Origin of the sequence: Caulobacter ginsengisoli, assembly GCF_030814835.1 — a bacterium.
In the GTDB taxonomy this organism is placed as follows: Bacteria; Pseudomonadota; Alphaproteobacteria; order Caulobacterales; family Caulobacteraceae; genus Caulobacter; species Caulobacter ginsengisoli.
Genome location: NZ_JAUSVS010000002.1, coordinates 392230 through 416988, shown reverse-complemented (window position 1 = coordinate 416988; position 24759 = coordinate 392230). Strand labels below are relative to the sequence as shown.

Here is a 24759-nt window from a genome sequence, read left to right as displayed (position 1 = left end):
CCGAATGGACGACGCGCCGAACCTGACGTCCGCCCTGGACGAGACACATGACGACGACAGCGCCCGGCTGCGCCAGCCGGCGCTGAAGGACGGCGACTGTTTCCTGGTCGCCGACGAGCATGGCGACATCCTGGGCGGGGTCGACGGCCTGTTCGACGGCGACACCCGGCTGCTGTCGCGGCTGGGCCTGCTGATCGCCGGCAAGAAGCCCTCGCAGCTCAGCGCCGGGGTGACCTCCGACAACGTGATGTTTGTGTTCAACGGCGCCAACCGGCCGCTGCCGCCCAATGCCGGCCGGCACGTGCCGCCTGGCGTGCTGCACGTCGAGCGGCGGCGGTTCCTGTGGAACCGGCGGATGTATGAGCGGATCCGGCTGATCAACCACAACCTCGACGAGGTGATGGTGCCGGTCACCCTGGAGTTCGCCGCCGACTTCCGAGACATGTTCGAGGTGCGCGGCATGGTCCGCCCCAAGCGCGGCGAGATGGCCCAGGCGGTACTGGACGGCCGCAGCGCCGCCTTCGCCTATCGCGGGCTGGACGGCCTGGAGCGGACCAGTGTCATCAGCTTTTCCGAGCCGCCCTACCGCCTGCGCCACGACCACGCCGACTTCATCGCGCCCATGGCCCCTCGCTCGGCCCTGACCCTCTACCTGGAGGCCGGCGCCGAGGCGGACGAGCCGCCCAGCCGCTACCGCTTCCGCAAGGCGGCGGCTCAGGCGCGGCTGGCCATGCGCAAGCGCGAGCGGATGGGGGCGCGGGTGCGCACCTCGAACCGGCGGTTCAACCGCTGGATCGGCCAGTCGCGGATGGACCTGGCCCTGCTGACCACCGACCTGCCGACCGGGCCCTATCCCTATGCCGGCATCCCCTGGTTCTCGACCCCGTTCGGGCGGGACGGGATCATCAGCGCCTGGCAGATGCTGCTGTTCCACCCGGCCCTGGCGCGGGGGGTGCTGGCCTATCTGGCCAGCCGGCAGGCGACCGAGGTCAACGCCTTCCAGGACAGCCAGCCCGGCAAGATCATGCACGAGACCCGCAAGGGCGAGATGGCGGTGCTGGGCGAAATTCCGTTCGGCGTCTACTACGGCGGGGTCGACACCACGCCGCTGTTCGTGGCCCTGGCCGGCGCTTACGGACGGCGCACCGGCGACCTGGACTTCATCCGCGGCATCTGGGGTCATCTGAAGGCGGCCACCGCCTGGCTGGACGATTATTCGGACTCCAACGGCGATGGGCTGATCGACTATGCCCGGGCCGCCGCCACCGGCCTGGCCAACCAGGGCTGGAAGGACAGCCACGACAGCATCTTCCACGCCGATGGCCGCTTCCCCAAAGGCCCGATCGCCTTGGTCGAGGTGCAGGGCTACGCCTTCGCCGCCTGGCGGGCCATGGCGGACCTCGCCGGTCTGCTGGGCGAGGACGGGGCCGAGGGCTGGGCGGCGCGGGCCGAGCGCATCCGGGCCCAGGTCGAGGACCGCTACTGGATGGAGGAGGTCGGCTATTACGGCATCGCCATCGATGGCGAGGGCGAGCTTTGCCGGCCGCTGGCCTCCAATGCCGGGCATCTGCTGTTCTGCGGCCTGCCGACGCCCGAGCGGGCCAAACGAGTGACCGGCCACCTGGTCAGCGCCGCCTTCGACAGTGGCTGGGGCATCCGCACCCTGGCCCAGGGCCAGGCCCGCTATAACCCGATGAGCTACCATAACGGCTCGATCTGGCCGCACGACAACGCCCTCTGCGCCGCCGGCATCGCCCGCTACGGCGAACGGGAGACGGTGGCGGAACTGCTGCGTTCGCTGTTCACCGCCGCCAGCACGGCCGACATGCGCCTGCCCGAACTGTTCTGCGGCTTCCCCCGCCGGCCGGGCGAGCAGGCCGTCCCCTACCCCGTCGCCTGCGTGCCCCAGGCCTGGGCGGCCGGCACGCCGTTGATGGTGCTCCAGGCCCTGCTGGGCATCCAGGTCGACGCCATCGCTCGTGAGGTTCGGGTGACCAAGCCGCGGTTGCCCGATGGGGTGTCCTCGCTGACGCTGACCGGGCTGGAAGTGGCCGGCTGCACGGTGGATCTCAACTTCGAGACCGTGCGCGGCAGCCTGGTCATGGTCGCCGCCAGCAACTGCGGCGAAGGCATCAAGGTGATGGTCGAGGCCTAAAGGCTCGCCCGCTTGTCGCCCCAGGGCGCGGCCTGCTCCAACTGCCCAGCCAGGCGGAACAACCCCGCCTCATCGCCCATCCGTCCCACGAACTGCAGCCCGATCGGCAACCCGCCCTGGCTCCAGGCCAGCGGCACGGTCATCGCCGGCTGGCCGGTGATGTTGAAGGCCTGGGTGTTGCTCATGAAGCTGAACAGCCGGTCGACATATTGCTCGCGGGGCCCGCCGCGCAGCCAGCCGACCGGCACCGGCGGGCGGCCCATGGTCGAGGTCAGCAGCACGTCATAGGTCTCGAAATACCGCGCCACCGCCCGGCCGAAGGCGTGGGCGGTCTGGATGGCCTGGATGTAGGCCGAGGCCGGGACGCCCTCGCCCTGCTTGGCCAGGGCCAGGGTCAGGCCCTCGACCTCGCCCAGTTCGACCGGACGGCCCCGGCGACGGCCCTCGATCTCCAGGGTGGCGGCGATGCTGGGCGCGATGACCTGGCCGGCGGCGGCTCTGGCGCCGGCGAAGTCGGCGTCGGGCTTGGCCTCGACCACCTCGTGGCCCAGGCTTTCGCAGAGCTTGGCGGCGGCGTGGACCGCGGCGGCGCATTCCGGGTCGATGTCGGCGGCCGAGAAGGAGCCGGCGAAGAAGCCGATCCGCAGCTTGCCGGGATCGCGGCCGACTTCCTGCGTGTAGGGCCGCTCGGGCGGGGTCATCCAGTAGGGATCGCCGGCCACCGGCTTGCAGACGGCGTCGAGCAGGGCTGCGCTGTCGCGGACGCTGCGGGTGACGGCGTGCTGGATCGAAAACCCGCCCCAGCCCTCGTTGGCGGGCGCGAAGGAGACCCGGCCCCGGCTGGGCTTGAGGCCGAACAGCCCGGTGCAGGAGGCCGGGCAGCGGATCGACCCGCCGCCGTCGCTGGCGTGAGCGGCCGGTACGATGCCGCCCGCCACCGCCGCCGAGGCCCCGCCGGACGAGCCGCCCGGCGTGTTGTCGAGGTTCCAGGGGTTGCGGCTGGGCCCGAAGGCTTCCGGCTCCGTAACCGGCTCCAGGCCGAACTCCGGGGTGTTGGTCTTGCCGAAGATCACCAGCCCGGCCTTGCGATAGGCGCTGACGATGGCGCTGTCGGCAGGCTGCACAACGTCCTGGAACAGCCGCGAGCCGCCGGAGGTCGACGTGCCGGCGACATGGGCGCCCAGGTCCTTGATCAGATAGGGAACCCCGCTCAGCGGGCCGTCGGCCGGCGTCGCGGCGCGGGCCTGGTCGGAGAGGTCGAGGGTGACGGCGTTGATCTTCGGATTGACCTCGGCCATCCGCGCGATGGCGGCTTCGAGAACTTCGCCGGCGGAAACTTCGCGGCGTTTGATCAGGTCGGCGAGCCCAGTCGCGTCCTGAGCCAGATAGTCGGCCTGATTCATCCTCGCCTCCCCGCGATTGCTTTAGCTATCGGTATAGACCGGCGCCCGCTTCTGCAGGAAGGCCGTCATGCCTTCGCGCACGTCGTTGGTCTGGCTGCAGAGGATCTGGTTGCGGTCCTCCATGTTGATCGCCGCCTCCAGGCTGCCAGCGTCGACGCTCATGTTCAGGCATTCCTTGGTCAGGCGCAGGCCGAGAGGCGAGGTGGTCAGCATCTCGTCCAGATAGGGCCGGGCCGCCGCCGTCAGTTGATCGTCGGGGACGACCTCGGAGACCAGGCCGACGCGCAGGGCGCGGTCGGCGTTGATGAAGCGGCCGGTCAGCATCAGTTCCGAGGCCACCGACACCCCCACCAGACGCGGCAGGAAGTAGGAGACGCCAATGTCGCAGGCCGAGAGGCCAATGCGGATGAAGGCGGCGTTCATCCGGGCGCTCTCGCCGGCGATGCGGATGTCGCTGGCGAGCGCGAAGGCGAAGCCGCCGCCGCAGGCCGGGCCGTGGATCAGGCTGACGATAGGCTGCGGGCAGCGGCGCATGCGCATGACGATCTCGCTGATCCGCCGCTGGCTAAGCAGGCCCGCCGCCGCCCCGCCCATGTTCGGCCCGCTCTCGTTGCGACGCTCCGCATTGGCCTTGAGGTCCAAACCCGCGCAATAGGCCCGGCCCGCCCCGCGCAGCACCACGATCCGCACCTGCCGGTCGAAATAGAGGCCGCCGAAATAGTCGAGAAGTTCGTCGATCAGCACCGGATTCAGCGCGTTGAGACTCTCCGGTCGGTTGAATGTGACCCAGTCGATCTGGCCCTCCTTCTCGATCGAGAGGGCGGTGTAGGGCTGCGGCATGACTTCGTCTCCGGCGAATCCTTGGGAATACTCCCAAGCGACTAAGCGGTGGGAATCTTCTCGAACGGCACATCCTTGTCGACGCGGATGTCGGCGGGCAGGCCCAGCACCCGTTCGGCGATGATGTTGCGCAGGATCTCGTCGGTGCCGCCCTCCACTCGCGTGGCGGGGGAACGCAGCAGCATGGCCTGGAAGCGCGACTGCGCCGCCGCCATCTCCGGATCGGAGACCGCGCCGTACTGGCCCATCAGGTCCAGCGCGAAGGTCGCGATATCCTGCATGGTGGCCCCGGCGACCAGCTTGCCGATGCTGTTTTCCGGCCCAGGGGTCTCGCCGCGCGACAAGGCCGAAATGGCCCGCATGCCGGTGTATTTCAGCCCGCTGGCCCGGCAGGCCCAGTCGGCCAGCTTGGACCGCACGGCCTTGTCGTCGACCGCCGGACCCTCACCGGTGTCCATGCGGCAGCAGAAGTCGAACATCTCCTCAAACCCGGTCGGCATGCCCGAGCCGATGGTGAGGCGCTCGTTCATCAGGGTGGTCAGCGACACCGTCCAGCCCTGGCCCACAGCGCCCAGGCGCTGGGCGTCGGGGATGCGGACGTCGGTGAAATAGACCTCGTTGAAGCCGGACTGGCCGTTGACCTGCTTGATCGGGCGGATCTCGACGCCGGGGCTCTTCATGTCCAGGAAGAACATGGTCAGGCCCTTGTGCTTGGGCACCGTCGGGTCTGTGCGGGTGATCAGGATGCCGTACTGGCAATGCTGGGCCCCGCTGGTCCAGATCTTCTGGCCGTTGATCACCCAGTCGTCGCCGTCCTTGACCGCCCGGGTGCGCAGGCCCGCCAGGTCAGAGCCGCCGGCCGGTTCGCTGAACAGCTGGCACCAGATGTCCTCGCCCGCAGCCATCGGCGGCAGGTACTGGCGCTTCTGCTCCTCGGTGGCCCAGGCCATCAGGGTCGGGCCGCACATGCCGTGGCCGATGATGAAGGTCCCGGAGAGCTTGCCGTAGGCGCCCTCCTCCTGCCCCCAGATCACCCGCTCGATCGGCGTGGCGCCGCGGCCGCCGTAGTCCTTGGGCCAGTGCAGGCAGGCCCAGCCGGCGTCGAACTTCTTCTTCTGCCACGCCTTCATGGCCTGCATCGGGTCGACCCCGGAGAGGTTCAGGCCGCCGAACCCGGCATTCTCCAGGTCGGCCAGCAGCTCGTGCGGGGCGTTGGCGTCGATCCAGGCTCTGGCTTCGGCGCGGAAGGCGGCTTCTTGCGGCGTGTCGTCGAAATTCATGGCTCGCTCTTTCGATCAGGCGGCGTTACGGCGGCGCAGGCGCTCGACCAGCTTGTCTTCCCACTCCGACTGGCCGCCCAGGGTGAGGGCCAGCAGGTTGGCGCGGCGGTAGAAGAGATGGCAGTCGAAGGCCCAGGTGAAGCCCATGCCCCCGTGGACCTGGATGTTGTTCTTGCCGCACAGCTGGAAGGCCTTGGTGGCGCTGACCCGGGCCGTGGCGGCGGCGACGCCCAGTTCGGCCGCCCCGGTGGAGAGGGCCCAGGCCCCGTAATAGGCGTTGGAACGGGCCAGGGTGGCGGCGACATACATGTCGGCCAGCATGTGCTTGATGGCCTGGAAGCTGCCGATGGGGCGGCCGAAGGCGATGCGCTGCAGGGCGTAGTCCCGGGCCATCTCCAGCGCCTTGTCCGAACCGCCGACCTGTTCGAAGGCGGTCAGCACGGCGGCGCGGTCCAGGGCCTCGGTCAGCAGGCTGAAGCCCTCGCCCGCCGCGCCGAGCCGCTCGGCCGGGGCGTTGTCGAAGGCGATGCTGGCCTGGCCGCGAGCCGGGTCGATGGTGCCGACCGCCTGGCGGGCGACGCCGGGTCCGTTCAGGTCGACGATGAACAGCGAGAGCGATCGGTCGCCATCGCGCGCCGCCACGATAGCGAAGTCGGCGGCCATGCCGTCGAGGACCGGGACCTTGGCGCCGGAAAGCCTGTCGCCGGTCACCCGGGCCTGGATCGACTTCTCGCTGACCCGGCCGGGACCTTCCGAGGTCGCGAGGCACCCAATGGCCTCGCCGCTGGCGAGCTTGGGCAGCCAGGCGGTCTTCTGGGGGCCGCTACCCGCCGCCTTGATCAGTTCGGCGGCCAGATAGATGGATGAGGACATCGGCACGGGCGCGAGACTGCGGCCCAGCTCCTCGGCGATGACGCAAAGCTCCAGATAGCCCAGGCCCAGTCCCCCGAACTCTTCGGGAATCGCGGCCCCCAGAAAGCCCATCTCGCCCAGGCCCTTCCAGAGGGCCGTGTCGTAGGGCTGCTCGCCCTCCAGCACCGCGCGCACGGCGACGCTGGGGCTATGGTCGGCCAGATAGCGGCGGGCGGTGTCGCGCAGCTGCTGCTGTTCGTCGGAGAATTCAAAATTCATGCGGCGGTCCCTCGTTGCCGCGAACGTAAACCGCTGCGAGGGGGCGGGGAAAGACTGTCGCTAGGTCACTTCACAGGAGAATCGAACACTTCCGGGCGCCTAACCCGCAGCGCCAGGATCAGGGCTACCGTCTTGAGATCCTCGATCCCGCCCGCCTCGAATGTGGCCCACAGATCGGCCAGCTTCCATTCCTCGACGACGATGTCCTCATGCTCCTCGGCCACCCCGCCACCGGCCTCGACGCGATCGGCCGCGCTGTAGGGGGCGAGGAAGAGGTCGGTCTGTTCAGTGCACATGCCGGGCGAGGTCCAGGCGCGGACCACCGGTTCCAGCGTGGTGAGACGCAGGCCCGTCTCCTCCATCGCCTCACGCCTCGCACAGACGTCGGGCTCGTCGCCGTCCAGCATGCCGGCCGGGGCTTCCAACATCGTCTGGGGACCGCCGGCCCAGATCACCGGCGCGCGCGGCAGGCGGACCAGGATGGCGGTCTTGCGCTCGGGGTCATAGGGCAGCACGGCGGCGGCGCGGCCGTGGCGGACGATCTCGCGCACCACCTCGTGGCCGTCCGCGTCCCGGAAACGGCCGATGACCAGGTCCAGCCAGCCCTTATGGACGGTGCGGCTGCCCCGCAGGGTCAGCCGGTTCAGGCGGCGTCGACCTTCTGGGGCTGGCGGGCCGACGCTGCTTGCAGCCGGGCCAGCAGGGCCTCGTACTGGTCCCACAGCGCCGGCGGCAGACGCTCGCCGAACTGCTCATAGAAGGCCGGGATCAGGCTGGCCTCTTCGCGCCAGATCTCGACGTCGACGCTGGTCAGCGCCTCCATGCGCCGGGCGTCGAGGTTGAGGCCCGAGATATCGATCCCGTCCGCCGTCGGCAGCCGGCCGATGGCGGTATCCTGGGCGTCGGCGTCGCCTTCCAGGCGGTCGAAGATCCACTTCAGCACGCGGCTGTTTTCGCCATAGCCCGGCCAGATGAACTTGCCGTTCTCATCCTTGCGGAACCAGTTGACGAAATAGATGCCCGGCAGCTTGGCGGGATCCTTGGCGTTCGCGCCGACCTCGAGCCAGTGCTTGAAATAGTCACCCATGTTGTAGCCGCAGAACGGCAGCATGGCGAAGGGATCGCGGCGCAGCTCGCCCACCTTGTTCTCGGCGGCGGCGGTGCCTTCCGAGGCGACATTCGAGGCCAGGAAGACGCCGTGGGCCCAGTCGAAGGCCTCGGTGACCAGCGGCACGGCGCTGGCCCGGCGGCCGCCGAACAGGATGGCGCTGATCGGCACGCCAGCCGGATCGTCCCACTCGCTGGCGATGACCGGGCACTGGCTGGCCGGCACCGTGAAGCGGGCGTTGGCGTGGGCGGCCGGGCCGGGGGTCGCCGGGGTCCATTCGCGGCCGCGCCAGTCGGTGAGGCGTTCAGGCAGTTCTTCCGTCAGGCCTTCCCACCAGACGTCGCCGTCCGGGGTGAGGGCCACGTTGGTGAAGACGCAGTTGGCGTGCAGGGCGTCGATGGCGTTGCGGTTGGTCTTGCCACCCGTGCCTGGGGCCACGCCGAAGAAACCGGCCTCGGGATTGATAGCCCGCAGCTGGCCCTCGTCGTCGAAGCGCATCCAGCAGATGTCGTCGCCGATGGTCTCGGCCTTCCAGCCGGGAATGGTCGGCTGCAGCATGGCCAGGTTGGTCTTCCCGCAAGCAGAGGGGAAGGCGGCGGCCACGTAGCGGACGGCGCCCTTGGGCGAGGTCAGCTTGAGGATCAGCATGTGCTCGGCCAGCCAGCCGTTATCGCGGGCCATGACCGAGGCGATGCGCAGGGCGTAGCACTTCTTGCCCAGCAGGGCGTTGCCGCCGTAGCCCGAGCCGTACGACCAGATCTCGCGGCTCTCGGGGAAGTGGACGATGTATTTCTCTTCGTTGCAGGGCCACGGCACATCGGCCTGGCCGGGCGCCAGCGGGGCGCCCAGGCTGTGGACGGCCGGCACGAAGAAGCCGTCCTCGCCCATCTCGTCCAGGGCCGCCTGGCCCATCCGGGTCATCACCCGCATCGAGATGGCGACATAGGCGCTGTCGGTGATCTCTACGCCGAGCGCACTGATCGGCGAGCCGAGCGGACCCATGCAGAACGGCACCACATACATGGTGCGGCCGCGCATGCAGCCGGCGAACAGGCCCCGCAGCGTCTCGCGCATGGCGGCAGGGTCGGACCAGTTGTTGGTGGGGCCGGCGTCGATCTCATCCTGCGAGCAGATGAAGGTGCGGCTCTCGACCCGGGCCACGTCCTTGGGGTCGGAGGCGGCGTAGAAGCTGTTGGGGCGTTTGTCGGGATTTAGCCGTTTAAGCGTGCCGGCCTCGACCAGGCGGTCGGTCAGCAGGGCCCATTCCGCGTCCGAACCATCGCACCAATGCACGGCCGCGGGCTCGGTCAGGGCGGCGATCTCACGCACCCACGCCACGAGTCTGGCATGCTTTGTCGGGGCTGGCTCGAGCCCGGGAATCGATTGACCGCCCATCACCGGCGTCTCCTTGGTACTGGCGATCCCCGGCCGTCATTGAGTGCGGCTCTGGTCGATACGCCTTGCGCAATGCAGGTTGGGTAACAGGGCGGAAGGCCGCGCGGCAAGACAAAAGGCCGTTCACGGCGCTAGGTTGCGCTCCAACGAACGGGGAGGCCGTCATGAGATTCGTCCGCAACATCGCCCTGGCGGTGCTGGGAGTGCTGCTGGGCGCCGTGGCGGCAGCCGGCGGCTACGGTCTCGCGACGGCCCCGGCCAGGCCCGACCTCAAACCCTTGCTGGCCAAGGCTTCCAGCTACGATGTCCGCATTCGCCGCGACCGCTATGGCGTGCCGCACATCCTGGGCAGGACCGATCCCGACGCCGCCTTCGGCCTGGCCTTCGCCCATGCCGAGGACGATTTCGCCACCATCCAGGAGGTCACCCTGGCGGTGCGGGGCGACCTGGCGGCCAGCAACGGCGCCAAGGCGGCGCCCGGCGATTATCTGGTCCGCCTGCTGGGGGTCTGGCAGACCGTCGACACCGGCTACGACCGCGACCTACCAGCCGACGTCAGGGCGGTGCTGCAGGCCTATGCCGACGGGATCAACTATTACGGCGCGCTGCATCCGGAGGCGGTGAAGCCGGGCTTTCTGCCGGTGAGCGGCAAGGACATCGCCGCCGGCTTCGTCTTCAAGACCCCGTTCTTCTACGGCCTCGATTCGACCCTCAAGGAACTGAGCGAAGCCAGGCCCGACAAGACCCCGGTGGGCTCCAACGGCGTCGCCGTGGCCCCCAGCCGTTCGGCCGATGGCGCGACCCGGCTGCTGGTCAACAGCCACCAGCCCTATACCGGCCCGGTGGCCTGGTGGGAGGCGGTGGTCGAGAGTGGCCAGGGCTGGCATGTGGCCGGCGGCTTCTTCCCCGGCTCGCCCTTCATGCTGCATGGCCACAACGCCCATCTGGGCTGGGCCAACACCGTCAACAACCCCGACCTGATCGACGTCTACAGGCTGACCGTCAACGACAAGGGCCAGTACCGGCTGGACGGCCGCTGGGTCGATTTCCAGAAGTCGACGGCGGTGCTCAGGGTCAAGCTCTGGGGTCCGTTCGCGATTCCCGTGCGCATGCCGGTGCTCCGCTCGGTCCACGGGCCGGTGATGAAGACCAAGGCCGGCTATTTCGCCCTGCGCTACGCCGGCATGGGCGAAGTGCGCCAACCGCTGCAGTACTGGCGGTTGGATAAGGCCGAAAACCTCGAGCAGTGGAAGGCGGCCATGGCCCTGCAGGCCCTGCCTTCGATCAACTACGTCTATGCCGACGAGAAGGGGAACATCGGCTACGTCTATAACGGCCTCTTCCCAGAGCGCGCCGCCGGCCCCGACTGGTCGGGCGTGCTGCCCGGCGACCGCGGCGACCTGGTCTGGACCCGCTACCTGCCCTTCGATCGCGTCCCGCAACTGTGGAATCCGGCCGGCGGGCTGGTGTTCAACGCCAACAACACGCCCTTCGCGGCGACCACGGCCAACGACGGCCTCAAGGCCCAGGACTTCCCCGCCTGGATGGGCATCCAGACCAACATGACCAACCGGTCTTATCGGGAGCAGGAGACGTTCGGAGCGGACAGCTCGATCACGCCGGAAGAGTTCGCGACCTACAAGTTCGACATCGCCTACAGCCGCCGCTCAGAGGTCGGCCAGATGCTGGCGGCGCTGAGCAGGGTCGACCCCGGGCAGGATCTGGACCTGGCCAAGGCCCTGCTGCTGCTGGCGCGCTGGGACCTGCGGGCCAGCCAGGACAGCCGCGCCGCCGCCCTGGCCCTGTTCTCGGCCCAGGCCATCCACGACGCCAAGGAGGACGGCAAGGTGCTGGAGCCGGCCGCCGCGCTGCGCCAGGCGATGAACCGCCTCAAGCTCTCCTTCGGCCGCATCGACCCGACCTGGGGCGAGGTCAACCGCATCCGCCGCGGCTCGGTGGACCTCGGCATCGACGGCGGCCCCGACACCCTGCGGGCGGTCTACGGCAAACCCGACGCCAAGGGCCGGCTGGAGGCCATGGCCGGCGACACCTTCATCATGTTCGTCAGCTGGGACCGGTACGGCGTGCTGTCATCGAAGAGCATCCACCAGTTTGGCTCCGCGACCCTGGACAAGGGCTCGCGCCACTACGCCGATCAGACGCCCCTGTTCGTGAAGGAGCAGCTCAAGCCGGTGCTGTTCACCGAGGCGCAGTTGGCCGGCAACATCGAGGCCGACTACCGTCCCGGCCAGAGGCGGTAGCGCCTACTCCGCTCAGCTGTTGTCTTCGACCGGTGCGCCGGGACCGTTCTTCTTGATGGAGTCGATGGCTTCCTTGGCTGAGGTTTTCGAGGAATAGCCTTCGGTCGAGAACATGACCTCGCTGTTGTATTTGAAACGCACGCGGAACTCGCCGGCCTTGTCCTTGTAGATCTCGAACTTGTGGGCCATCGCCGGTCTCCATGCTGGGGTTGTCAAACCAGACTCTCCCTGCCCCCCGGACGCGTCAATTCAGTGACGCCTCACGATGTGGAGAGCCGCGGTTCCGCCGGGTCACGGTTGCCAGGGCCGCCAGCCGTCCTAGGTTGACCGGCACGGGAGGCCCAGATGAGCGAATTTCACGAGGTGGTCATCGTCGGCGGCGGCATCGGCGGCTCGGCCCTGGCCAGCGTGTTGGCGCGGCGCGGGGTCGACGTGCTGCTGCTCGAGCAGACCGAGGTGTTCCAGGACCGGGTGCGCGGCGAGTGGATCGCCCCCTGGGGCGTGGCCGAGACCCAGCGGGTCGGACTCTACGACACCCTGGTCAAGGCCGGCGGCCACCACATCACCCGCCACGTCACCTATGACGAGACCCGCTCGGCCGCCGAATCCGAAAGCCGGACGCTGCCGCTGAACATCTTCGCGCCGGGCATTTCCGGACCGCTGGCCATCGGCAACCCCCATCACTGCCAGGTGCTGTTCGACGAGGCCGTGGCGGCCGGCGCCAAGGGTCTGCGCGGGGCCAATGTGCTGACCGTGCGGCCGGGGGCCGAGCCGTCGGTGACCTATGCCAGGGACGGCGTGGAGCAGACCGTGCGAGCCCGGCTGATCGTCGGGGCCGACGGGCGGACCTCCGGCGTGCGCGAGGCGGCCGGGATCACCCTGCGCCAGGACAGGCCGCACCACTGGTTCGCCGGCATGCTGGTCGATGGGGCCAAGGGTGTTGACCTGGACCTGCAGACCATCGGCACCGAGGGCGACTTCAACTTCCTGACCTTCCCCCAAGGCGACGGCAAGGTGCGGGTCTATGGCGGCTATCCGCTCGAGCAGAAGGGCCGGTTCGTCGGCCCGAACGGCCAGCGGGCCTTCCTCGACGCCTTCAGCCTGGCCTGCTGCCCGGCCAACGAGGCCCTGGTCGCCGGTGAGCCGGCCGGGCCGGTGCTGAGCTATTTCAACAACGACAGCTGGACCGACCAGCCGTTCGCGGAGGGCGTGGTGCTGGTCGGCGACGCGGCCGGCTGGAACGACCCTATCATCGGGTTGGGCCTGTCGATCACCTATCGCGACGTGCGGACCGTCAACGACATCCTGGCCGCCGGAGACTGGTCACCCGCCGCCTTCGCCCCCTATGCCGAGGAGCGGGCCGAGCGCATGCGCCGCCTGCGCTTCACCGCGGCCCTGACCTCGGCCCTGGACGCCGAGTTCGGCCCGCAAGCCAAGGCCCGCCGGGCCCGTCACTTCGAGCGCTCGGCCGCCGATCCCAGCCTGGGGGCCCACGCCTTCGCAGTCATGGCCGGCCCGGAATCCCTGCCGCCCGAGATTTTCACCCCGGAACACCGCGCCCGCGTGCTGGAAGGCTGACATGGACATCGAGGCCTACAATGCCCGCTGGCTGGCCGCCTGGACGGCCAAGGACGTGCCCGCCCTGCTCGGCTTCTACGCGCAAGACTGCGTCTACAAGGACCCGCAGACCGCCGCCGGCCTGACCGGCCACGCCCAGCTCGGCCCCTACCTGACCGGCCTCTTCGCCGCGACCCCGCCGATGACCTATACGCCGGAGACGGTGTGGGCGATCGAGGGCGGCTTTTGCGGCCGCTGGTACTGCGAGATCGCCGGGCCGGATGGGCCGACAAAGATGCGCGGGTTCGACCTTGTGCTGCTGGATGGCGACCATATCTCCTGGAACGAGGTCTACGTGCATCCACTCTAGGGGGCGAACATGAGCGGCTATCATCTGGCGGAGATCAACATCGCCACCCTCAAGGCCCCCATCGACGCGCCCGAAACGGCCGAGTTCGTCGCCAACCTGGACCGCATCAACGCCCTGGCCGAGAGCCAGCCGGGCTTCGTCTGGCGGCTGACCGGCGAGGGCAACGACGCCACCGACCTGCAGGCCTTCGACAACCCGCTGACCATCCTGAACATGTCGGTCTGGACCGACACCGACTCCCTGGCCGCCTTCGTCTACCGCACGGCCCATCGTGAGGTGATGCGCCGTCGGACCGAGTGGTTCGAGAAGATGGAACTCTATACCTGCCAGTGGTGGGTCCCGGTCGGCCACCAGCCGACGCCCGAGGAGGGCATCGCGGCGCTGGAAACCTTGCGGCGGCTGGGGCCTAGCCCCGCGGCCTTCACCTTCAAGAACCCGTTCCCGGCGCCGGATGTGGCTGTCCGGCCCCAGCCGATCCTGGATGAGTGCGCCTGAGTCCCAAGCCCTTCCCCCGCTGGCGGGGGAAACCTTCCCTGAGATGCGCAGCATCGAAGGTCGTTGGGGGTCCTTGCGGCGTTGGCGGGTGGCACAACCGTGGGAAAGGGTCCCCAACGAGCCTCCGGCTACGCCGTCGGCCCACTTCCCCCGCCAGCGGGGGAAGGGCTTGCTGTCTACCCGCCCCGCTTCATCGTCTCCCGCGCGATGACCAACTGCTGGACCTGACTGGTCCCCTCGTAAATCCGGAAGATCCGCACGTCGCGATACAGCCGCTCTATGCCGTGGTCGGCGACGTAGCCGGAGCCGCCGAAGATCTGCACGGCCTTGTCGGCGACGCGGCCGACCATTTCGGAGGCGAAGTATTTGGCGGCGGCCGCTTCCAGGACGATGGTCTGGCCGCTGTCGCGCTTGCGGGCGCCTTCCAGGACCAGCGCCCGCGCCGCCATCGCCTCGGTCTTGCAGTCGGCGATCATGCCCTGAATCAACTGGAAGCTGGCGATCGGCTGGCCGAACTGCTTGCGCTCGGCGGCGTAGGCCACCGTATCGGCGATCAGCCGCTCGGCGACGCCCACGCACAAGGCGGCGATGTGCAGGCGGCCCTTGTCCAGCACCTGCATGGCGACCTTGAAGCCCTCGCCCTCTTCGCCGAGGCGATTAGCGGCGGGCACGCGGACGTTCTCGAAGATGACGTCGTGAATCTGCGCGCCGTGCTGGCCCATCTTCTTCTCGGGCTTGCCGACCGACAGGCCCGGGCTGCCGCCCTCGACCAGGAAGGCGCTGACCCCGCCGCCGCCCTTGGTGTTGGGATCGGTGCGGGCCATCACCGTGAACAGGCCCGCCTTCCCGGCATTGGTGATGAACCGCTTGGTGCCGTTCAGCACATACTCATGGCCGTCCAGCACGGCGGTGGTGCGGACCGAGGCGCTGTCGGAGCCGGCCTCCGGCTCGGTCAGGGCGAACGAGGTGACGATCTTCCCCGAGGCGATGCCAGGCAGCCACTTCTGCTTCTGGGCTTCATTGCCGAACATCACCAGGCCCTGGGCGCCGATGCCGACATTGGTGCCGAACTCCGAGCGGAAGGCGGGGCTGGTGCGGCCCATCTCGAAGATCACCAGGCACTCGTCCTCCATCGAGAGGTCCAGGCCGCCGTATTCCTCGGGGATGGAGATGCCGAACAGGCCCAGGTCCGCCATATCGCGGATGATCTCGTCGGGCACCTGGTTGGCCTCGGCCACCTGGGCCTCGATGGGCCGCAGCCGCTCGGCGACGAACCGGCTCACCGTGTCGATCAGTTGGTCCCGGGTTTCCGTGTCGAGCGCCATGGCCGTCTCCCCTCGTGCTTTGAGGATGGGTTACGGCAGAAGGCGGGAGAGGAAAAGGGGCCGCTAGGTCAGGTCCCTTTCGCCTTGGCCCCGGCGTCCAGCACGTCGGGGCGCCTGGGGGTCATGTCGAAGAGGTTCCAGTCATCGGGATTGAACGGCCGGCTGGTCGGCTTGGGATGGGGATAGCCGTGGATGGCGTCCTCGCTGTCGATGATCTGCCCGCGCCCCTCGGCGACGTCGGCGATCAGGCGGACGTCGTCATAGTCGCGGTCCCAGGGCCGGGCGCCGGCCTTGGCCAGCACCGACTGCTGCACGTCGACCGCCGCCAGCGGCGCCAGGCCCAGCGGCCAGAGCGGCGGCTTCTTCACGACGATAATCTTCGCGGGCGAGGTCGTGTAGCGGCCGAACATCGGCAGCGGCCGGCCGATGCGGTCCACGGCGATGTTGTCGCGGCCGTAGAACTCCAGGTCGCCATAGCCGCCGATCTCCAGGAAGGCCAGCTGGTCGGGCGTCGAGGGCCCGGCCCGCAGCACGTTGCCGACGGCGACCATCTGGCCCAGCTGGTATTCGTGGCCGGCCCATTCCTCGGCCATCAGGTTGTAGTGCAGGGCCCGCTGGCCGGGGTCGTAGATCAGATTGTTGACGATCACGCCCCGCACCCCGCCCTTGAACAGCGGGCTGCGCTCGTAGTTGTGGGCGTAGAGGTTGCCGATGATCAGGATGTCGCTGGTGTTGTCGTGGATCAGCGAGCCCTTGGAGTGCTCGATCTTGAAGTGGGTCGACCAGGCCAGCCCCTCGGCCACGATATTGTTGGAAAAGGTGACGGCGTGCGAGGCGCCGGCCCGCCATTCGTCGGGGGTCTTGCCGGTGAAGCGCGGTCCCGAGGCCGACATGTTCTCGTCGGTGGCCCAGGTCAGGGTGCAGTGGTCGACGATGACGTTCCAGGCGCCGCCCTGGGTGGAGAAGCTGTCCTCCTCCCAGCCGCTCTTCTTGGGCCGCCCGGCCTCGCCCGAGCGGATGCGGATATGCTGCATGACCACGTCATGAGCCGAAACATCCATGCCGCCGCGAATGATGGTGATGCCAGGCGACGGCGCGGTCTGGCCGGCGATGGTGACGAAGGACTCCTTGACCACCAGTGTCTTGGTGTCGAGGTCGATGACCCCGCCCACCTCGAAGACGATGATCCTGGGGCCGCTGGCGTTGATCGCCTCGCGCAGGGAGCCGGGGCCGTCGCCGGCCAGGGTGGTGACCTTGATGATTCGCCCGCCCCGCCCGCCAGGGGTCACGGCGGCCCAGCCCTGGGCGCCGGGGAAGGCCAGAACCGGAGCCGGAGCGGCCGGAGCGGCCGGTTTGGCGGCCCCGGAAAGGGGCGTGAGCAATAGGCCAGCCGCCGCCATGGCGGTCAGCGAAAGCCCTGCGAAAACGCGCTTGAACACGGGGTCCGCTCCCTGGAATTTCCTGTCGCGCGGCTGTTTCGCCGCGTCCGGATTGAAAATGACACCGGTTTCCTTTAGACACAACTGCGACCCGCAGAATGGTCGGTATCGGTAGTGGAGGACAGGGGGCGTGACGATTCCGGCGGCAAAGGCCGCGAGCCATACCAGCGTCTCCGATATCGCGACCCGCTTTGTGCGGGCGCGCCGCGCCGCCGTTTCTCTGCCAGGCTATCCCGGCGACGCGCCCGCCGACCTCGCCACCGGCTATGCCGTCCAGGACACCGCCATCCCGCTGTGGGGGACGCCGGTCGTGGGCTGGAAGGTCGGGCGGATCATGCCGGAATTCCACGACAAGCTGGGGGCCGACCGCCTGGGCGGCCCGGTGTTCGCCGATCGTCTCTGGACCGCCAAAGCCGGCGAAACCCTCGCCTTCCCGGTCATCCCCGGCGGCTTCGCGGCCGTCGAGGCCGAGTTCATCTATCGCCTTGGGACCGACGCCCCAGCCGGCAAGACCGACTGGACGCCGGACGAGGCCGTCGGCCTGGTCGAGACCCTGCTGTTCGGCGTCGAGATCGCCGGCAGCCCGCTGGCGACGATCAACGCCCTGGGCCCCACTGTGGTGGCCTCCGACTTCGGCAACAATGCCGGCCTGATCCTGGGCGGCGAGATCCCCGGCTGGCGTGACCGCTCGCCGGAATCGATGACCTGCGAGACCTTCATCGACGGCGCCCTGGTCGGCAGCGGCTCGGCCGCCTCCCTGCCCGGCGGCCCCACGGCCTCGCTGGCCTTCCTGCTGGGCTCCTGCGCGGCGCGCGGCCGGCCGCTGAAAGCCGGCGACCTGGTCTCCACCGGGGCGGCGACAGGCATTCATGACATCACGGCGGGCCAGTCGGCCCGTATCGTATTCGACGGCTTCGGCGAGATTCTCTGCCTGGCCGAGACGGCCAAGCCTGCCGCTTAGAGCGGGCTTTTGGGAGGACGACATGAGTGAAACGACCGCGGCCGCGCCGGAGGTTGCGCGTGTTGGCCGCTATCGCTGGGTGATCTGCGGCCTGCTGTTCCTGGCCGTGGTCATCAACTATGTCGACCGTCAGCTGCTGGGGGTGCTCAAGCCGTTCATTTCCAAGGACCTGGGCTGGAGCGAGACCAACTACGCCGACATCGTCTTCTATTTCCAGGCCGCCTATGCGGTCTCCTACCTGCTGTTCGGGGCCTTCGTGGACCGGGTGGGGGCCAAGATCGGCTATGCCGTGGCCTTCATCATCTGGCAGGCGGCCCACATCGCCCATGCCGGGGCGCGTGAGCTCAGCCACTTCTTCATCGTGCGCATGGTGTTGGGGGCCGGCGAGGCCGGCAACTTCCCGGCCGGCATCAAGGCGGTGACCGAGTGGTTCCCCAAGAAGGAGCGGGCGCTCGCCACCGGCATCTTCAACGCCGGCTCCAACATCGGGGCGATCATCACCCCGCTGGCGGCGCCGATCATCATGACGCTGTGGGGCTGGCAGATGGCCTTCATCGTCACCGGCGTGATCGGCTCGCTGTGGCTGGTCGCCTGGCTGACCATCTATCGCGAGCCGGCCAAACACCCCAAGGTCGGGGCCGCCGAGCTGGCCTATATCCAGCAGGACCCCGCCGACCAGGACGAGAAGGCCGGCTGGCTGAAGGTGCTGGGCAAGCGCGAGACCTGGGCCTTCGCGCTGGGCAAGTTCCTCATCGATCCGGTCTGGTGGATGCTGCTGTTCTGGCTGCCCGACTTCTTCAAGAAGACCTTCGAGCTGGACATCGCCACCTTCGGCCTGGTGCTGGCGGCGGTCTATCTGATCTCCGACGTCGGCAGCGTGGCCGGCGGCTGGATGTCCTCGCAGCTGATGCGCATGGGCCGCAGCATCAACTTCGCCCGCAAGATGACCATGCTGTTCTGGGCCCTGGCGGCCCTGCCCTACCTGTTCATCACCCAGATCCATAACCTCTGGGCCGCCACCGCCGTGGTCGGTCTGGTCGCCGCCGCCCATCAGGCCTTTTCGGCCAACCTCTACACCCTGCCCGGCGACATCTTCCCGCGTAAAGCGGTGGGCTCCGTCATAGGTATCGGCGGCATGCTGGGCGGCATCGGCGGCATGGTCATGGCCAAGTCGGTCGGCCATGTGCTCGAAGGCCTGGGCGGCTATGGCCCGATCTTCGCGGTGGCCGGGACCATCTATCTGCTGGCCCTGCTGGTCATCCACCTGCTGTCGCCGAAGCTGGCGACGGTGACGGTGTAGCCACTCCGCCCCCGGCGGGGGCGGACGACCTCGCCAGAGCGAGGTCCGGTGAGGGTTTCCGGGCCGTGCGGCGACAGGCCGTGACTGGCTTAGGCCTATGCGCCACGCGCTCAAGCGGTGCGGAAACAACTCACCTTCTGACACCGCACGGCTTTTGAAACCCTCACCTGGCCTGCCGGCGGGCGCGCTGCAGGCGCGCCTCGGGCGGGCCGTCCGCTCCCGCCGGGAGCGGAGCTCTAACCCGCCAGCTTCCAGGCCAGCCTGAGGTCCTCGACCAGCTCGCCGAACGCCTTGTCCCTGGCCCGTTCGTCGGGGACGCGGAGCAGGAAGCTGGGATGCCAGGTCACCAGCCCCTGGGACTGGTCGGGCAGCTGCAGCGCCCGGCCGCGGTTGGCGCCGATGGGGGTGGCCTTGCCGAACACCGCCGTCGCCGCCGTGGCCCCCAGGGCCAGCACCACCCGGGGCCGGATCAGCCGCCGCTCGGCGTCCAGCCACCAGCGGCAGGCGGTGACCTCGCCGGCGTTGGGGGTCTGGTGAATGCGGCGCTTGCCGCGCAGCTCGTGCTTGAAGTGCTTGACCGCGTTGGTCACCCAGACCCGTTCACGCGGCAGGCCGGCCTGCGCGGCGGCGCGGTCGAACAGCTGGCCGGCGGGGCCGACGAACGGCCGGCCGGCCTGATCCTCCTGATCGCCCGGCTGCTCGCCGACGATCATCAGCCGCGCCCTGTCAGGCCCCTCGCCCGGCACGCCCTGGGTGGCGTCGCGCCAGAGATCGCAGCGGCGGCAGTGATGCACGCCCGCCGCCACCTCCTCGAGCGACATGGGGGCATCGCCCTCCCAGGAGCGGTCACGAGACTGGCGAAGCGCGGTGCGGACGGCGCGGTCCGAGGGTTGCGAGGCGGTCATGGGCGAACCCTAATGTTCTCTTTTTGTTCTGTCCAGTTACTCTGCAGCCAGGATGATGGAACGGGCGGGCGAACCGGGAGTTCACCCCTTCACATGGCCCGGCTGACCATCCTGCATGAGACCCAGTACAGCTACGAGCATCCGGTGCGGTTCGGGCCGCACCGCCTGATGCTGCGCCCCCGAGACACCCATGCGCTGCGGGTGGTCGAGGCCGGCCTGACCGTCTCGCCGCCCGGCGAGTCCCGCTGGGTCTATGACGCCCTGGGCAACAGCGTCTGCCTGTTCACCCCCTCCGGCGAGGCGCGGGCGCTGAGCATCGTCAACCGCCTGATCATCGAGCGCTATCCGGCCCCGCTCCACCCGCTTCGCCACGACAATCCCCACACCCTGTCGCCCATCGTCTACGCCCGCGACGACCGCGTCGCCCTCAACCCCTTCATCGAGCCCTGCACCGACGACGAGGACGCGATCCTGCTGCGCTGGCTGCGCAGCCAGATGGGGGCGCTGGACGAGCGGGCCCTGCCCTTCCTGCTGCGGCTGAACCAGGCGATCCACGACGACTTCGCCTATGCCGAACGCGGGAACGAGGGCGTCCAGGCTCCCACCGAGACCCTGCGCCTGCGCTCAGGCGCCTGCCGCGACCTGGCCTGGCTGATGGTCGAGGCGCTGCGGCGACTGGGCTATGCCGCCCGCTTCGTCAGCGGTTATCTGCACGACCCCTCGGGCGGCAAGCGCGGGGCCGGCGCGACCCACGCCTGGTGCGAAGTCTTCCTGCCGGACCTGGGCTGGATGGAGTTCGATCCGACCAACGCCCTGGCCGAGTCCCCGGACCTGATCCCCATCGCCGCCACCCGCACGCCGCGCGAGGCCGCGCCGGTGTCGGGGACCATCGTCGGCGATCCCGGTCACAGCCAAATGATCGTCAAAGTCTCTGTCACGGCTTGTGAAAACCTGCCGCAAGCCGCTTGATTCAACTGGGGTCCTGGCGGCCCCAAAGTGAAAGAGCGTGAGGAGGACGGACATGCCCACCGGATTCCAGCAGCAGTCGCAGCACAACAGTTTTCAGATCCCCAAAACGGCCGCGGCGCCGAAACATGGGGAAAAGGCCGACAAATCCTGCCTGAAAAACGTCGAGCCGCGCAGTTTCAAACCCCGCCCCGGGCACTAGCGACCCAAACCGGGCGCCTTGGGGGCGAAATCGCCTCGCTTGTCCCGCGAGCCGGGTTGCGCTGGCCCCCCAACGCGTTAACCTTTGGGACAGGGGAATTAGGGGGAGAACGTGCGGACGCGAGTCGGCATCGGTTTGTTTGCAGTCACCAGCGTCGTCGCGGCGTCGCTGAGCGTTGCGGTGACTGCCGACAGCGGCGCCAATCCGAACCGCGCCCTCAGCGACACCCAGTTCGCCGATGTATCGACCGCCCCGGGCTCGCAGGTGGCTCTGGCCGGCGGCGACGATCCCGACGCGCCGATCCGCACCGGCCGCTGGGCCGAGGACCGGCCGCCGGTGCAGCTGGCCGGCGGGCCCGCCCCGTCCGTCCCCAATTCCTCCGTCATCCGCCTGGCCTCCGCCCCGCCGCCAACCGCGACTTCGGCTTCCAGCATGGCGCCCCGGCCCATCACCATGGCCGCGCTGCTGCCGCCCGACGCGAGAGCCAGCCTGCAGCCGACGTCGCGGTCGACCAGAGCCGCCCTGCCCCGCATCACCCTGGCCCTGGGCGCGCCCGGCGGCGCCGTCAATCCGGGCTCGGGCCTGGCCATCGATCGCGACAGCTTCGACAATCCCGCCGCGCCGCGCGTGTCGCGGCCGCCGCCCAGGACCCAGTCGCGCGGCCTGCTGGTCCAGCTGCAGGCCAAGCCCGACCGCAGGAAGGGCCGCTGGTTCATCTTCGCCGCCGGCTCGGGCGAGGCCTATGGCTTCAACCTGATCCGTGATCCGTTCAGCGGCTGGAAGAAGTCGGGCTGGTCGGTCGAGCAGCTGGCCGAGTTCGGCAAGGCCCAGATCGGCATCGGCTGGCGCAAGGGCCGGGCCCAGATCGCCGCCACCGCCGCCCGCCGCGAGATCGGGGCCTATGGCATCTCGCGCGAAGACACGGTGTTCGGCCTGACCTTCTCGCTGTCGGGCGCCAAGCCCACGGCCCGGCCACGCGGTGGCATCGGCCGCCAGCCGTCGCTGCAGTCGCCGCGCTGAGGCGGTTCCAAACCGCGTCGTCCGGCGTTACACCCGCGCCGTGCCCTCCGAAGATCGACTAGACTCGGCGCCGCAAACGCCGCTGCCCGATGCGCCGCCTGCCGTTTCCAGCTGGGCCTCGCGCCTGGTGGCGCTGGCGGTGGCCAGCGCGCTGTTGATGGAGTTCATCGACTCCACCGCCCTGTCGACAGCCCTGCCGACCCTGGCGCGCGGCTTCCATGTCGATCCGATCCACCTGAAGCTGGCCCTGACCTCCTACATCCTCGCCCTCGCGGTCTTCGTGCCGGTCAGCGGCTGGGCGGCCGAGAAGTTCGGGGCGCGGCGGGTGTTCCTGGCCGCCATGGCCGTCTTCCTGATCGGCTCGGCCCTGTGCGGCCTCTCGCGCACCCTGACCGAGCTGGTGGGCGCGCGGATCATCCAGGGCATGGGCGGGGCGATGATGACCCCGGTGGCCCGGCTGATCGTCGTCGGCCAAGCCCCCCGCGAGCAGCTGCTCAGGGCCATGGGCTGGTTCGTCATGCCGGCCCTGATCGGGCCCCTGATCGGCCCGCCCTTGGCCGGCTTCGTGCTCAGCGTCGCCGACTGGCCGTGGATCTTCTACCTCAACCTGCCGGTCGGCCTGCTGGGCATGGTGGCGGTCATGCGGTTCGTGCCGCCGATCAAAAGCCCCGACCCCGGTCCCTTCGACTGGCTGGGCTTCTTCCTGGCCGCCAGCGCCATCTCCGGTATCGTGGCGGTGGCCGAAACCGGGGGCCTGTCGATCATCCCGCCGGTCTGGCAGGCGGTCCTGGTGGCCGCCTCCCTGGCCGCGGCCTTCGCCTATGTCCGCTTCTCGCGGCGCAAGGCCCGGCCGATCCTCGACCTGGGCCTGCTCAGGTACAAGACCCTGCGGGCCAGCCTGGTCGGCGGCACCTTCGTGCGGCTCGGCATCGGGGCAGGGCCGTTCCTGATGCCGCTGCTGTTGCAGGTCGGTATGGGCTGGACGCCGCTGCAGGCCGGCTCGGTCACCCTGGCCGGCGGGCTGGGCGTGCTGGGCGCCCGGCCGTTCGCCGGGGCCATTCTCAAGCGGGTCGGCTTCCGCACCGCCCTCTGCGTCTTCCTGGTCGTCTCCTCGGTGATGATCGCCGCGCCCGCGGCCTTCCGGATCGGCACGCCGGCCCCGCTGATCATGGGCCTGCTGCTATTCGGCGGCTTCTTCCGCTCCAGCCAGTTCATCGCCGCCAACACCATCGCCTATGCCGACGTCCCCGACCGCTCGGTGGCGGCGGCCTCGACCCTGTCGGCGGTGACCCAGCAGGTGGGGCTGGCCCTGGGGATCAGTTTCGGCGGCCTGATGCTGCACTTCGCCAGGGGCGGCGCCGACGGCGCCCTGACCCCGGACCGCTTCACCCTGCCCTATATCGCCATCGGCGCGGTCACCCTGATGGCCCTGCCCTTCTATCTGGGCCTGGACAAGGACGCCGGCGCCAACCTCAGCGGCCACAAGGGCGCGACGTCGGCGGGGGCGGAGAAGATCTAGGCCGCCGCCTTGCGGTCCGGCCGCTGGATGCGGGCCCGGGCGATCTCGTCGGCGACGACGTGGGTCGGGCGGCGCTCGGCGACAGCCTGGTCCAGGACCTCGGCCATGGTCTGGGTCAGCCGGTCCAGCTTGGCGGCCACCCAGGCGCGGTCGAAAGCCTCGCCGCGTTCCAGGGCGCGGATCTCGCCGGCCACATTGATGATGCCGCCGCCGTTGATCACATAGTCGGGGGCGTAGAGCAGGCCGCGCTCGAACAGCGCCTGGCCGATGGCGGGCGTAGCCAGCTGGTTGTTGGCCCCGCCGGCGATCACCCGGCCCTTCAGGCGCGGCAGGGTCTCGGCATTGATGGCCCCGCCCAGGGCGCAGGGGGCGAAGACTTCCGCCTCGGCGTCGAAGATGGCCTCGGGCGCCACGATGGTCGCGCCGGTGCGGGCGGCGACCTCGGCCAGGACCTTTTCGTTGACGTCGCAGATGATCAGCTTCGCGCCGGCCGCGTGCAGCTTGTCCGCCAGATAGGCGCCGACATGGCCGACACCCTGCAGGGCGACGGTGACGCCCTTGAGGTCGCGGTCGTAGGCCCGCTCGACGGCCAGCCCGATGCCCCGGAACACGCCCTCGGCGGTCACCGGACTGGGATCGCCCGACCCCGAGCGGCTGCCCTCCAGGCCGGCCACGTGGCGGCTCTTGCGGGCGGCGTGGGTCAGGTCGGCGGGCGAGACCCCGACATCCTCGGCGGTCCAGTAGCGGCCGCCCAGCGACTCGACCGCCTCGCCGAAGGCCTCGAACAGGGCCGGGGTCTTGTCCTTGCGGCTGTCGCCGATGATCACCGACTTGCCGCCGCCCAGCGGCAGGTCGGCCATGGCGTTCTTGTAGGACATGCCGCGCGACAGCTTCAGGGCGTCGATCAGGGCGAGGTCGGCGCTGGCATAGGGCCACATGCGGCAGCCGCCGGCGGCGGGGCCCCGCGCGGTGGAGTGGATGGCGATGATCGAGCGGAGGCCGGACTTTTCGTCAAAGAAGGCGTGCACGCCTTCGTGGTTCTCGAAGGCCGGGGAATCGAACAGAGTCATGCCAGTCCGCAACGCAAATAGGGGAAGGAAGTTGCGCGGGGTTTACGCCCCGAAAGC

General features: G+C 69.3%; 22 protein-coding genes. 11 read left to right on the top strand and 11 right to left on the bottom strand.

Going from position 1 to position 24759, the window contains the following annotated elements; translation table 11 throughout:
* Nucleotides 1-4: 4 nt before the first annotated feature.
* On the top strand, nt 5-2155 hold the full coding sequence (locus tag QO010_RS07280; protein WP_307347801.1) for an amylo-alpha-1,6-glucosidase: 2151 nt from the start codon (nt 5-7) through the stop codon (nt 2153-2155).
* Here the strand turns inward: QO010_RS07280 and QO010_RS07275 are convergent.
* The 6 genes from QO010_RS07275 to QO010_RS07250 all read right to left on the bottom strand — a co-directional run bounded on the left by QO010_RS07275 (nt 2152) and on the right by QO010_RS07250 (nt 9246).
* On the bottom strand, nt 2152-3558 hold the full coding sequence (locus QO010_RS07275; protein ID WP_307347799.1) for an amidase: 1407 nt from the start codon (nt 3556-3558) through the stop codon (nt 2152-2154). The two genes, QO010_RS07280 and QO010_RS07275, sit on opposite strands and share 4 nt — an antisense overlap.
* Nucleotides 3559-3579: 21 nt before the next feature.
* The gene (locus QO010_RS07270) at nt 3580-4398 is read right to left on the bottom strand and encodes an enoyl-CoA hydratase/isomerase family protein (protein ID WP_307347797.1); all 819 of its coding nucleotides are present in this window, start codon (nt 4396-4398) and stop codon (nt 3580-3582) included.
* 41 nt (nt 4399-4439) lie between these two features.
* A complete protein-coding gene (locus QO010_RS07265; protein ID WP_307347795.1) occupies nt 4440-5678 on the bottom strand; it encodes an acyl-CoA dehydrogenase in 1239 nt (412 codons plus the stop codon).
* 15 nt (nt 5679-5693) lie between these two features.
* Complete coding sequence (locus QO010_RS07260; protein ID WP_307347793.1) at nt 5694-6809, bottom strand: acyl-CoA dehydrogenase family protein; 1116 nt, start codon at nt 6807-6809, stop codon at nt 5694-5696.
* A 65-nt stretch (nt 6810-6874) separates the two neighbouring features.
* Nucleotides 6875-7531, bottom strand: coding sequence for an NUDIX domain-containing protein (locus QO010_RS07255; protein ID WP_307347791.1), 657 nt, complete (start codon nt 7529-7531; stop codon nt 6875-6877).
* Nucleotides 7453-9246, bottom strand: coding sequence for a phosphoenolpyruvate carboxykinase (GTP) (locus tag QO010_RS07250; RefSeq protein WP_307347789.1), 1794 nt, complete (start codon nt 9244-9246; stop codon nt 7453-7455). Before QO010_RS07250 ends, QO010_RS07255 begins: the two co-directional genes overlap by 79 nt.
* Nucleotides 9247-9476: 230 nt before the next feature.
* Here QO010_RS07250 and QO010_RS07245 point away from each other — a divergent pair, with 230 nt between their 5' ends.
* The gene (locus QO010_RS07245; RefSeq protein ID WP_307347787.1) at nt 9477-11573 is read left to right on the top strand and encodes an acylase; all 2097 of its coding nucleotides are present in this window, start codon (nt 9477-9479) and stop codon (nt 11571-11573) included.
* Nucleotides 11574-11585: 12 nt separating this feature from the next.
* Here the strand turns inward: QO010_RS07245 and QO010_RS07240 are convergent, their stop codons facing one another.
* The gene (locus QO010_RS07240; protein WP_307347785.1) at nt 11586-11762 is read right to left on the bottom strand and encodes a YegP family protein; all 177 of its coding nucleotides are present in this window, start codon (nt 11760-11762) and stop codon (nt 11586-11588) included.
* 156 nt (nt 11763-11918) lie between these two features.
* Here QO010_RS07240 and QO010_RS07235 point away from each other — a divergent pair, with 156 nt between their 5' ends.
* From QO010_RS07235 to QO010_RS07225, 3 genes are read left to right on the top strand one after another with little or no spacing between them, the layout of a single operon-like run.
* Nucleotides 11919-13151, top strand: a complete 1233-nt coding sequence (locus tag QO010_RS07235) for an FAD-dependent oxidoreductase (protein WP_307347783.1) — start codon at nt 11919-11921, stop codon at nt 13149-13151.
* 1 nt (nt 13152) lies between these two features.
* Nucleotides 13153-13500 (top strand): YybH family protein, encoded by a 348-nt coding sequence (locus tag QO010_RS07230; RefSeq protein ID WP_307347781.1) that lies wholly within the window; start codon nt 13153-13155, stop codon nt 13498-13500.
* A 9-nt stretch (nt 13501-13509) separates the two neighbouring features.
* On the top strand, nt 13510-13995 hold the full coding sequence (locus tag QO010_RS07225) for a DUF3291 domain-containing protein (protein ID WP_307347780.1): 486 nt from the start codon (nt 13510-13512) through the stop codon (nt 13993-13995).
* Nucleotides 13996-14171: 176 nt separating this feature from the next.
* Here QO010_RS07225 and QO010_RS07220 read toward each other — a convergent pair whose 3' ends face one another.
* Both QO010_RS07220 and QO010_RS07215 read right to left on the bottom strand, forming a co-directional pair.
* Nucleotides 14172-15320 carry an acyl-CoA dehydrogenase family protein gene (locus QO010_RS07220; RefSeq protein WP_307347779.1) on the bottom strand — a complete coding sequence of 383 codons (1149 nt, stop codon included), beginning with the start codon at nt 15318-15320 and terminating at the stop codon, nt 14172-14174.
* Between the two features lie 68 nt (nt 15321-15388).
* Entirely contained in the window at nt 15389-16759 is a 1371-nt protein-coding gene (locus QO010_RS07215) for a pectate lyase family protein (RefSeq protein ID WP_307347778.1), read from the bottom strand.
* A gap of 130 nt (nt 16760-16889) precedes the next feature.
* On the opposite strand from QO010_RS07215, the gene QO010_RS07210 reads away from it, so the two are divergent.
* The gene (locus QO010_RS07210) at nt 16890-17720 is read left to right on the top strand and encodes a 2-keto-4-pentenoate hydratase (RefSeq protein WP_307347776.1); all 831 of its coding nucleotides are present in this window, start codon (nt 16890-16892) and stop codon (nt 17718-17720) included.
* 22 nt (nt 17721-17742) lie between these two features.
* Nucleotides 17743-19020, top strand: a complete 1278-nt coding sequence (locus tag QO010_RS07205) for an MFS transporter (RefSeq protein WP_307347775.1) — start codon at nt 17743-17745, stop codon at nt 19018-19020.
* 236 nt (nt 19021-19256) lie between these two features.
* Here the strand turns inward: QO010_RS07205 and QO010_RS07200 are convergent, their stop codons facing one another.
* Entirely contained in the window at nt 19257-19925 is a 669-nt protein-coding gene (locus QO010_RS07200; protein WP_307347774.1) for a UdgX family uracil-DNA binding protein, read from the bottom strand.
* A gap of 93 nt (nt 19926-20018) precedes the next feature.
* Between QO010_RS07200 and QO010_RS07195 the strand changes: the two genes are divergently transcribed.
* From QO010_RS07195 to QO010_RS07180, 4 genes are all read left to right on the top strand, one after another.
* Nucleotides 20019-20894 carry a transglutaminase family protein gene (locus QO010_RS07195; protein WP_307347772.1) on the top strand — a complete coding sequence of 292 codons (876 nt, stop codon included), beginning with the start codon at nt 20019-20021 and terminating at the stop codon, nt 20892-20894.
* Between the two features lie 52 nt (nt 20895-20946).
* Nucleotides 20947-21093, top strand: a complete 147-nt coding sequence (locus QO010_RS07190) for a hypothetical protein (protein WP_307347770.1) — start codon at nt 20947-20949, stop codon at nt 21091-21093.
* A 111-nt stretch (nt 21094-21204) separates the two neighbouring features.
* On the top strand, nt 21205-22113 hold the full coding sequence (locus tag QO010_RS07185; RefSeq protein ID WP_307347768.1) for a hypothetical protein: 909 nt from the start codon (nt 21205-21207) through the stop codon (nt 22111-22113).
* Between the two features lie 40 nt (nt 22114-22153).
* Nucleotides 22154-23632 (top strand): MFS transporter, encoded by a 1479-nt coding sequence (locus tag QO010_RS07180; protein WP_307347767.1) that lies wholly within the window; start codon nt 22154-22156, stop codon nt 23630-23632.
* On the opposite strand, the gene QO010_RS07175 is transcribed toward QO010_RS07180, so the two are convergent.
* Nucleotides 23629-24702 carry a Leu/Phe/Val dehydrogenase gene (locus QO010_RS07175; RefSeq protein ID WP_307347766.1) on the bottom strand — a complete coding sequence of 358 codons (1074 nt, stop codon included), beginning with the start codon at nt 24700-24702 and terminating at the stop codon, nt 23629-23631. The two genes, QO010_RS07180 and QO010_RS07175, sit on opposite strands and share 4 nt — an antisense overlap.
* Nucleotides 24703-24759: the final 57 nt, after the last annotated feature.

Excerpts from the sequence above, each read along its gene's own strand:
- QO010_RS07245 (WP_307347787.1), top strand. The coding sequence starts at position 9,477 with ATGAGATTCGTCCGCAACATCGCCCTGGCGGTGCTGGGAGTGCTGCTG.
- QO010_RS07195 (WP_307347772.1), top strand. The coding sequence starts at position 20,019 with ATGGCCCGGCTGACCATCCTGCATGAGACCCAGTACAGCTACGAGCAT.
- QO010_RS07260 (WP_307347793.1), bottom strand. The coding sequence starts at position 6,809 with ATGAATTTTGAATTCTCCGACGAACAGCAGCAGCTGCGCGACACCGCC.
- QO010_RS07230 (WP_307347781.1), top strand. The coding sequence starts at position 13,153 with ATGGACATCGAGGCCTACAATGCCCGCTGGCTGGCCGCCTGGACGGCC.
- QO010_RS07200 (WP_307347774.1), bottom strand. The coding sequence starts at position 19,925 with ATGACCGCCTCGCAACCCTCGGACCGCGCCGTCCGCACCGCGCTTCGC.
- QO010_RS07220 (WP_307347779.1), bottom strand. The coding sequence starts at position 15,320 with ATGGCGCTCGACACGGAAACCCGGGACCAACTGATCGACACGGTGAGC.
- QO010_RS07275 (WP_307347799.1), bottom strand. The coding sequence starts at position 3,558 with ATGAATCAGGCCGACTATCTGGCTCAGGACGCGACTGGGCTCGCCGAC.
- QO010_RS07240 (WP_307347785.1), bottom strand. The coding sequence starts at position 11,762 with ATGGCCCACAAGTTCGAGATCTACAAGGACAAGGCCGGCGAGTTCCGC.
- QO010_RS07190 (WP_307347770.1), top strand. The coding sequence starts at position 20,947 with ATGCCCACCGGATTCCAGCAGCAGTCGCAGCACAACAGTTTTCAGATC.
- QO010_RS07225 (WP_307347780.1), top strand. The coding sequence starts at position 13,510 with ATGAGCGGCTATCATCTGGCGGAGATCAACATCGCCACCCTCAAGGCC.
- QO010_RS07205 (WP_307347775.1), top strand. The coding sequence starts at position 17,743 with ATGAGTGAAACGACCGCGGCCGCGCCGGAGGTTGCGCGTGTTGGCCGC.
- QO010_RS07235 (WP_307347783.1), top strand. The coding sequence starts at position 11,919 with ATGAGCGAATTTCACGAGGTGGTCATCGTCGGCGGCGGCATCGGCGGC.
- QO010_RS07265 (WP_307347795.1), bottom strand. The coding sequence starts at position 5,678 with ATGAATTTCGACGACACGCCGCAAGAAGCCGCCTTCCGCGCCGAAGCC.
- QO010_RS07175 (WP_307347766.1), bottom strand. The coding sequence starts at position 24,702 with ATGACTCTGTTCGATTCCCCGGCCTTCGAGAACCACGAAGGCGTGCAC.
- QO010_RS07270 (WP_307347797.1), bottom strand. The coding sequence starts at position 4,398 with ATGCCGCAGCCCTACACCGCCCTCTCGATCGAGAAGGAGGGCCAGATC.
- QO010_RS07280 (WP_307347801.1), top strand. The coding sequence starts at position 5 with ATGGACGACGCGCCGAACCTGACGTCCGCCCTGGACGAGACACATGAC.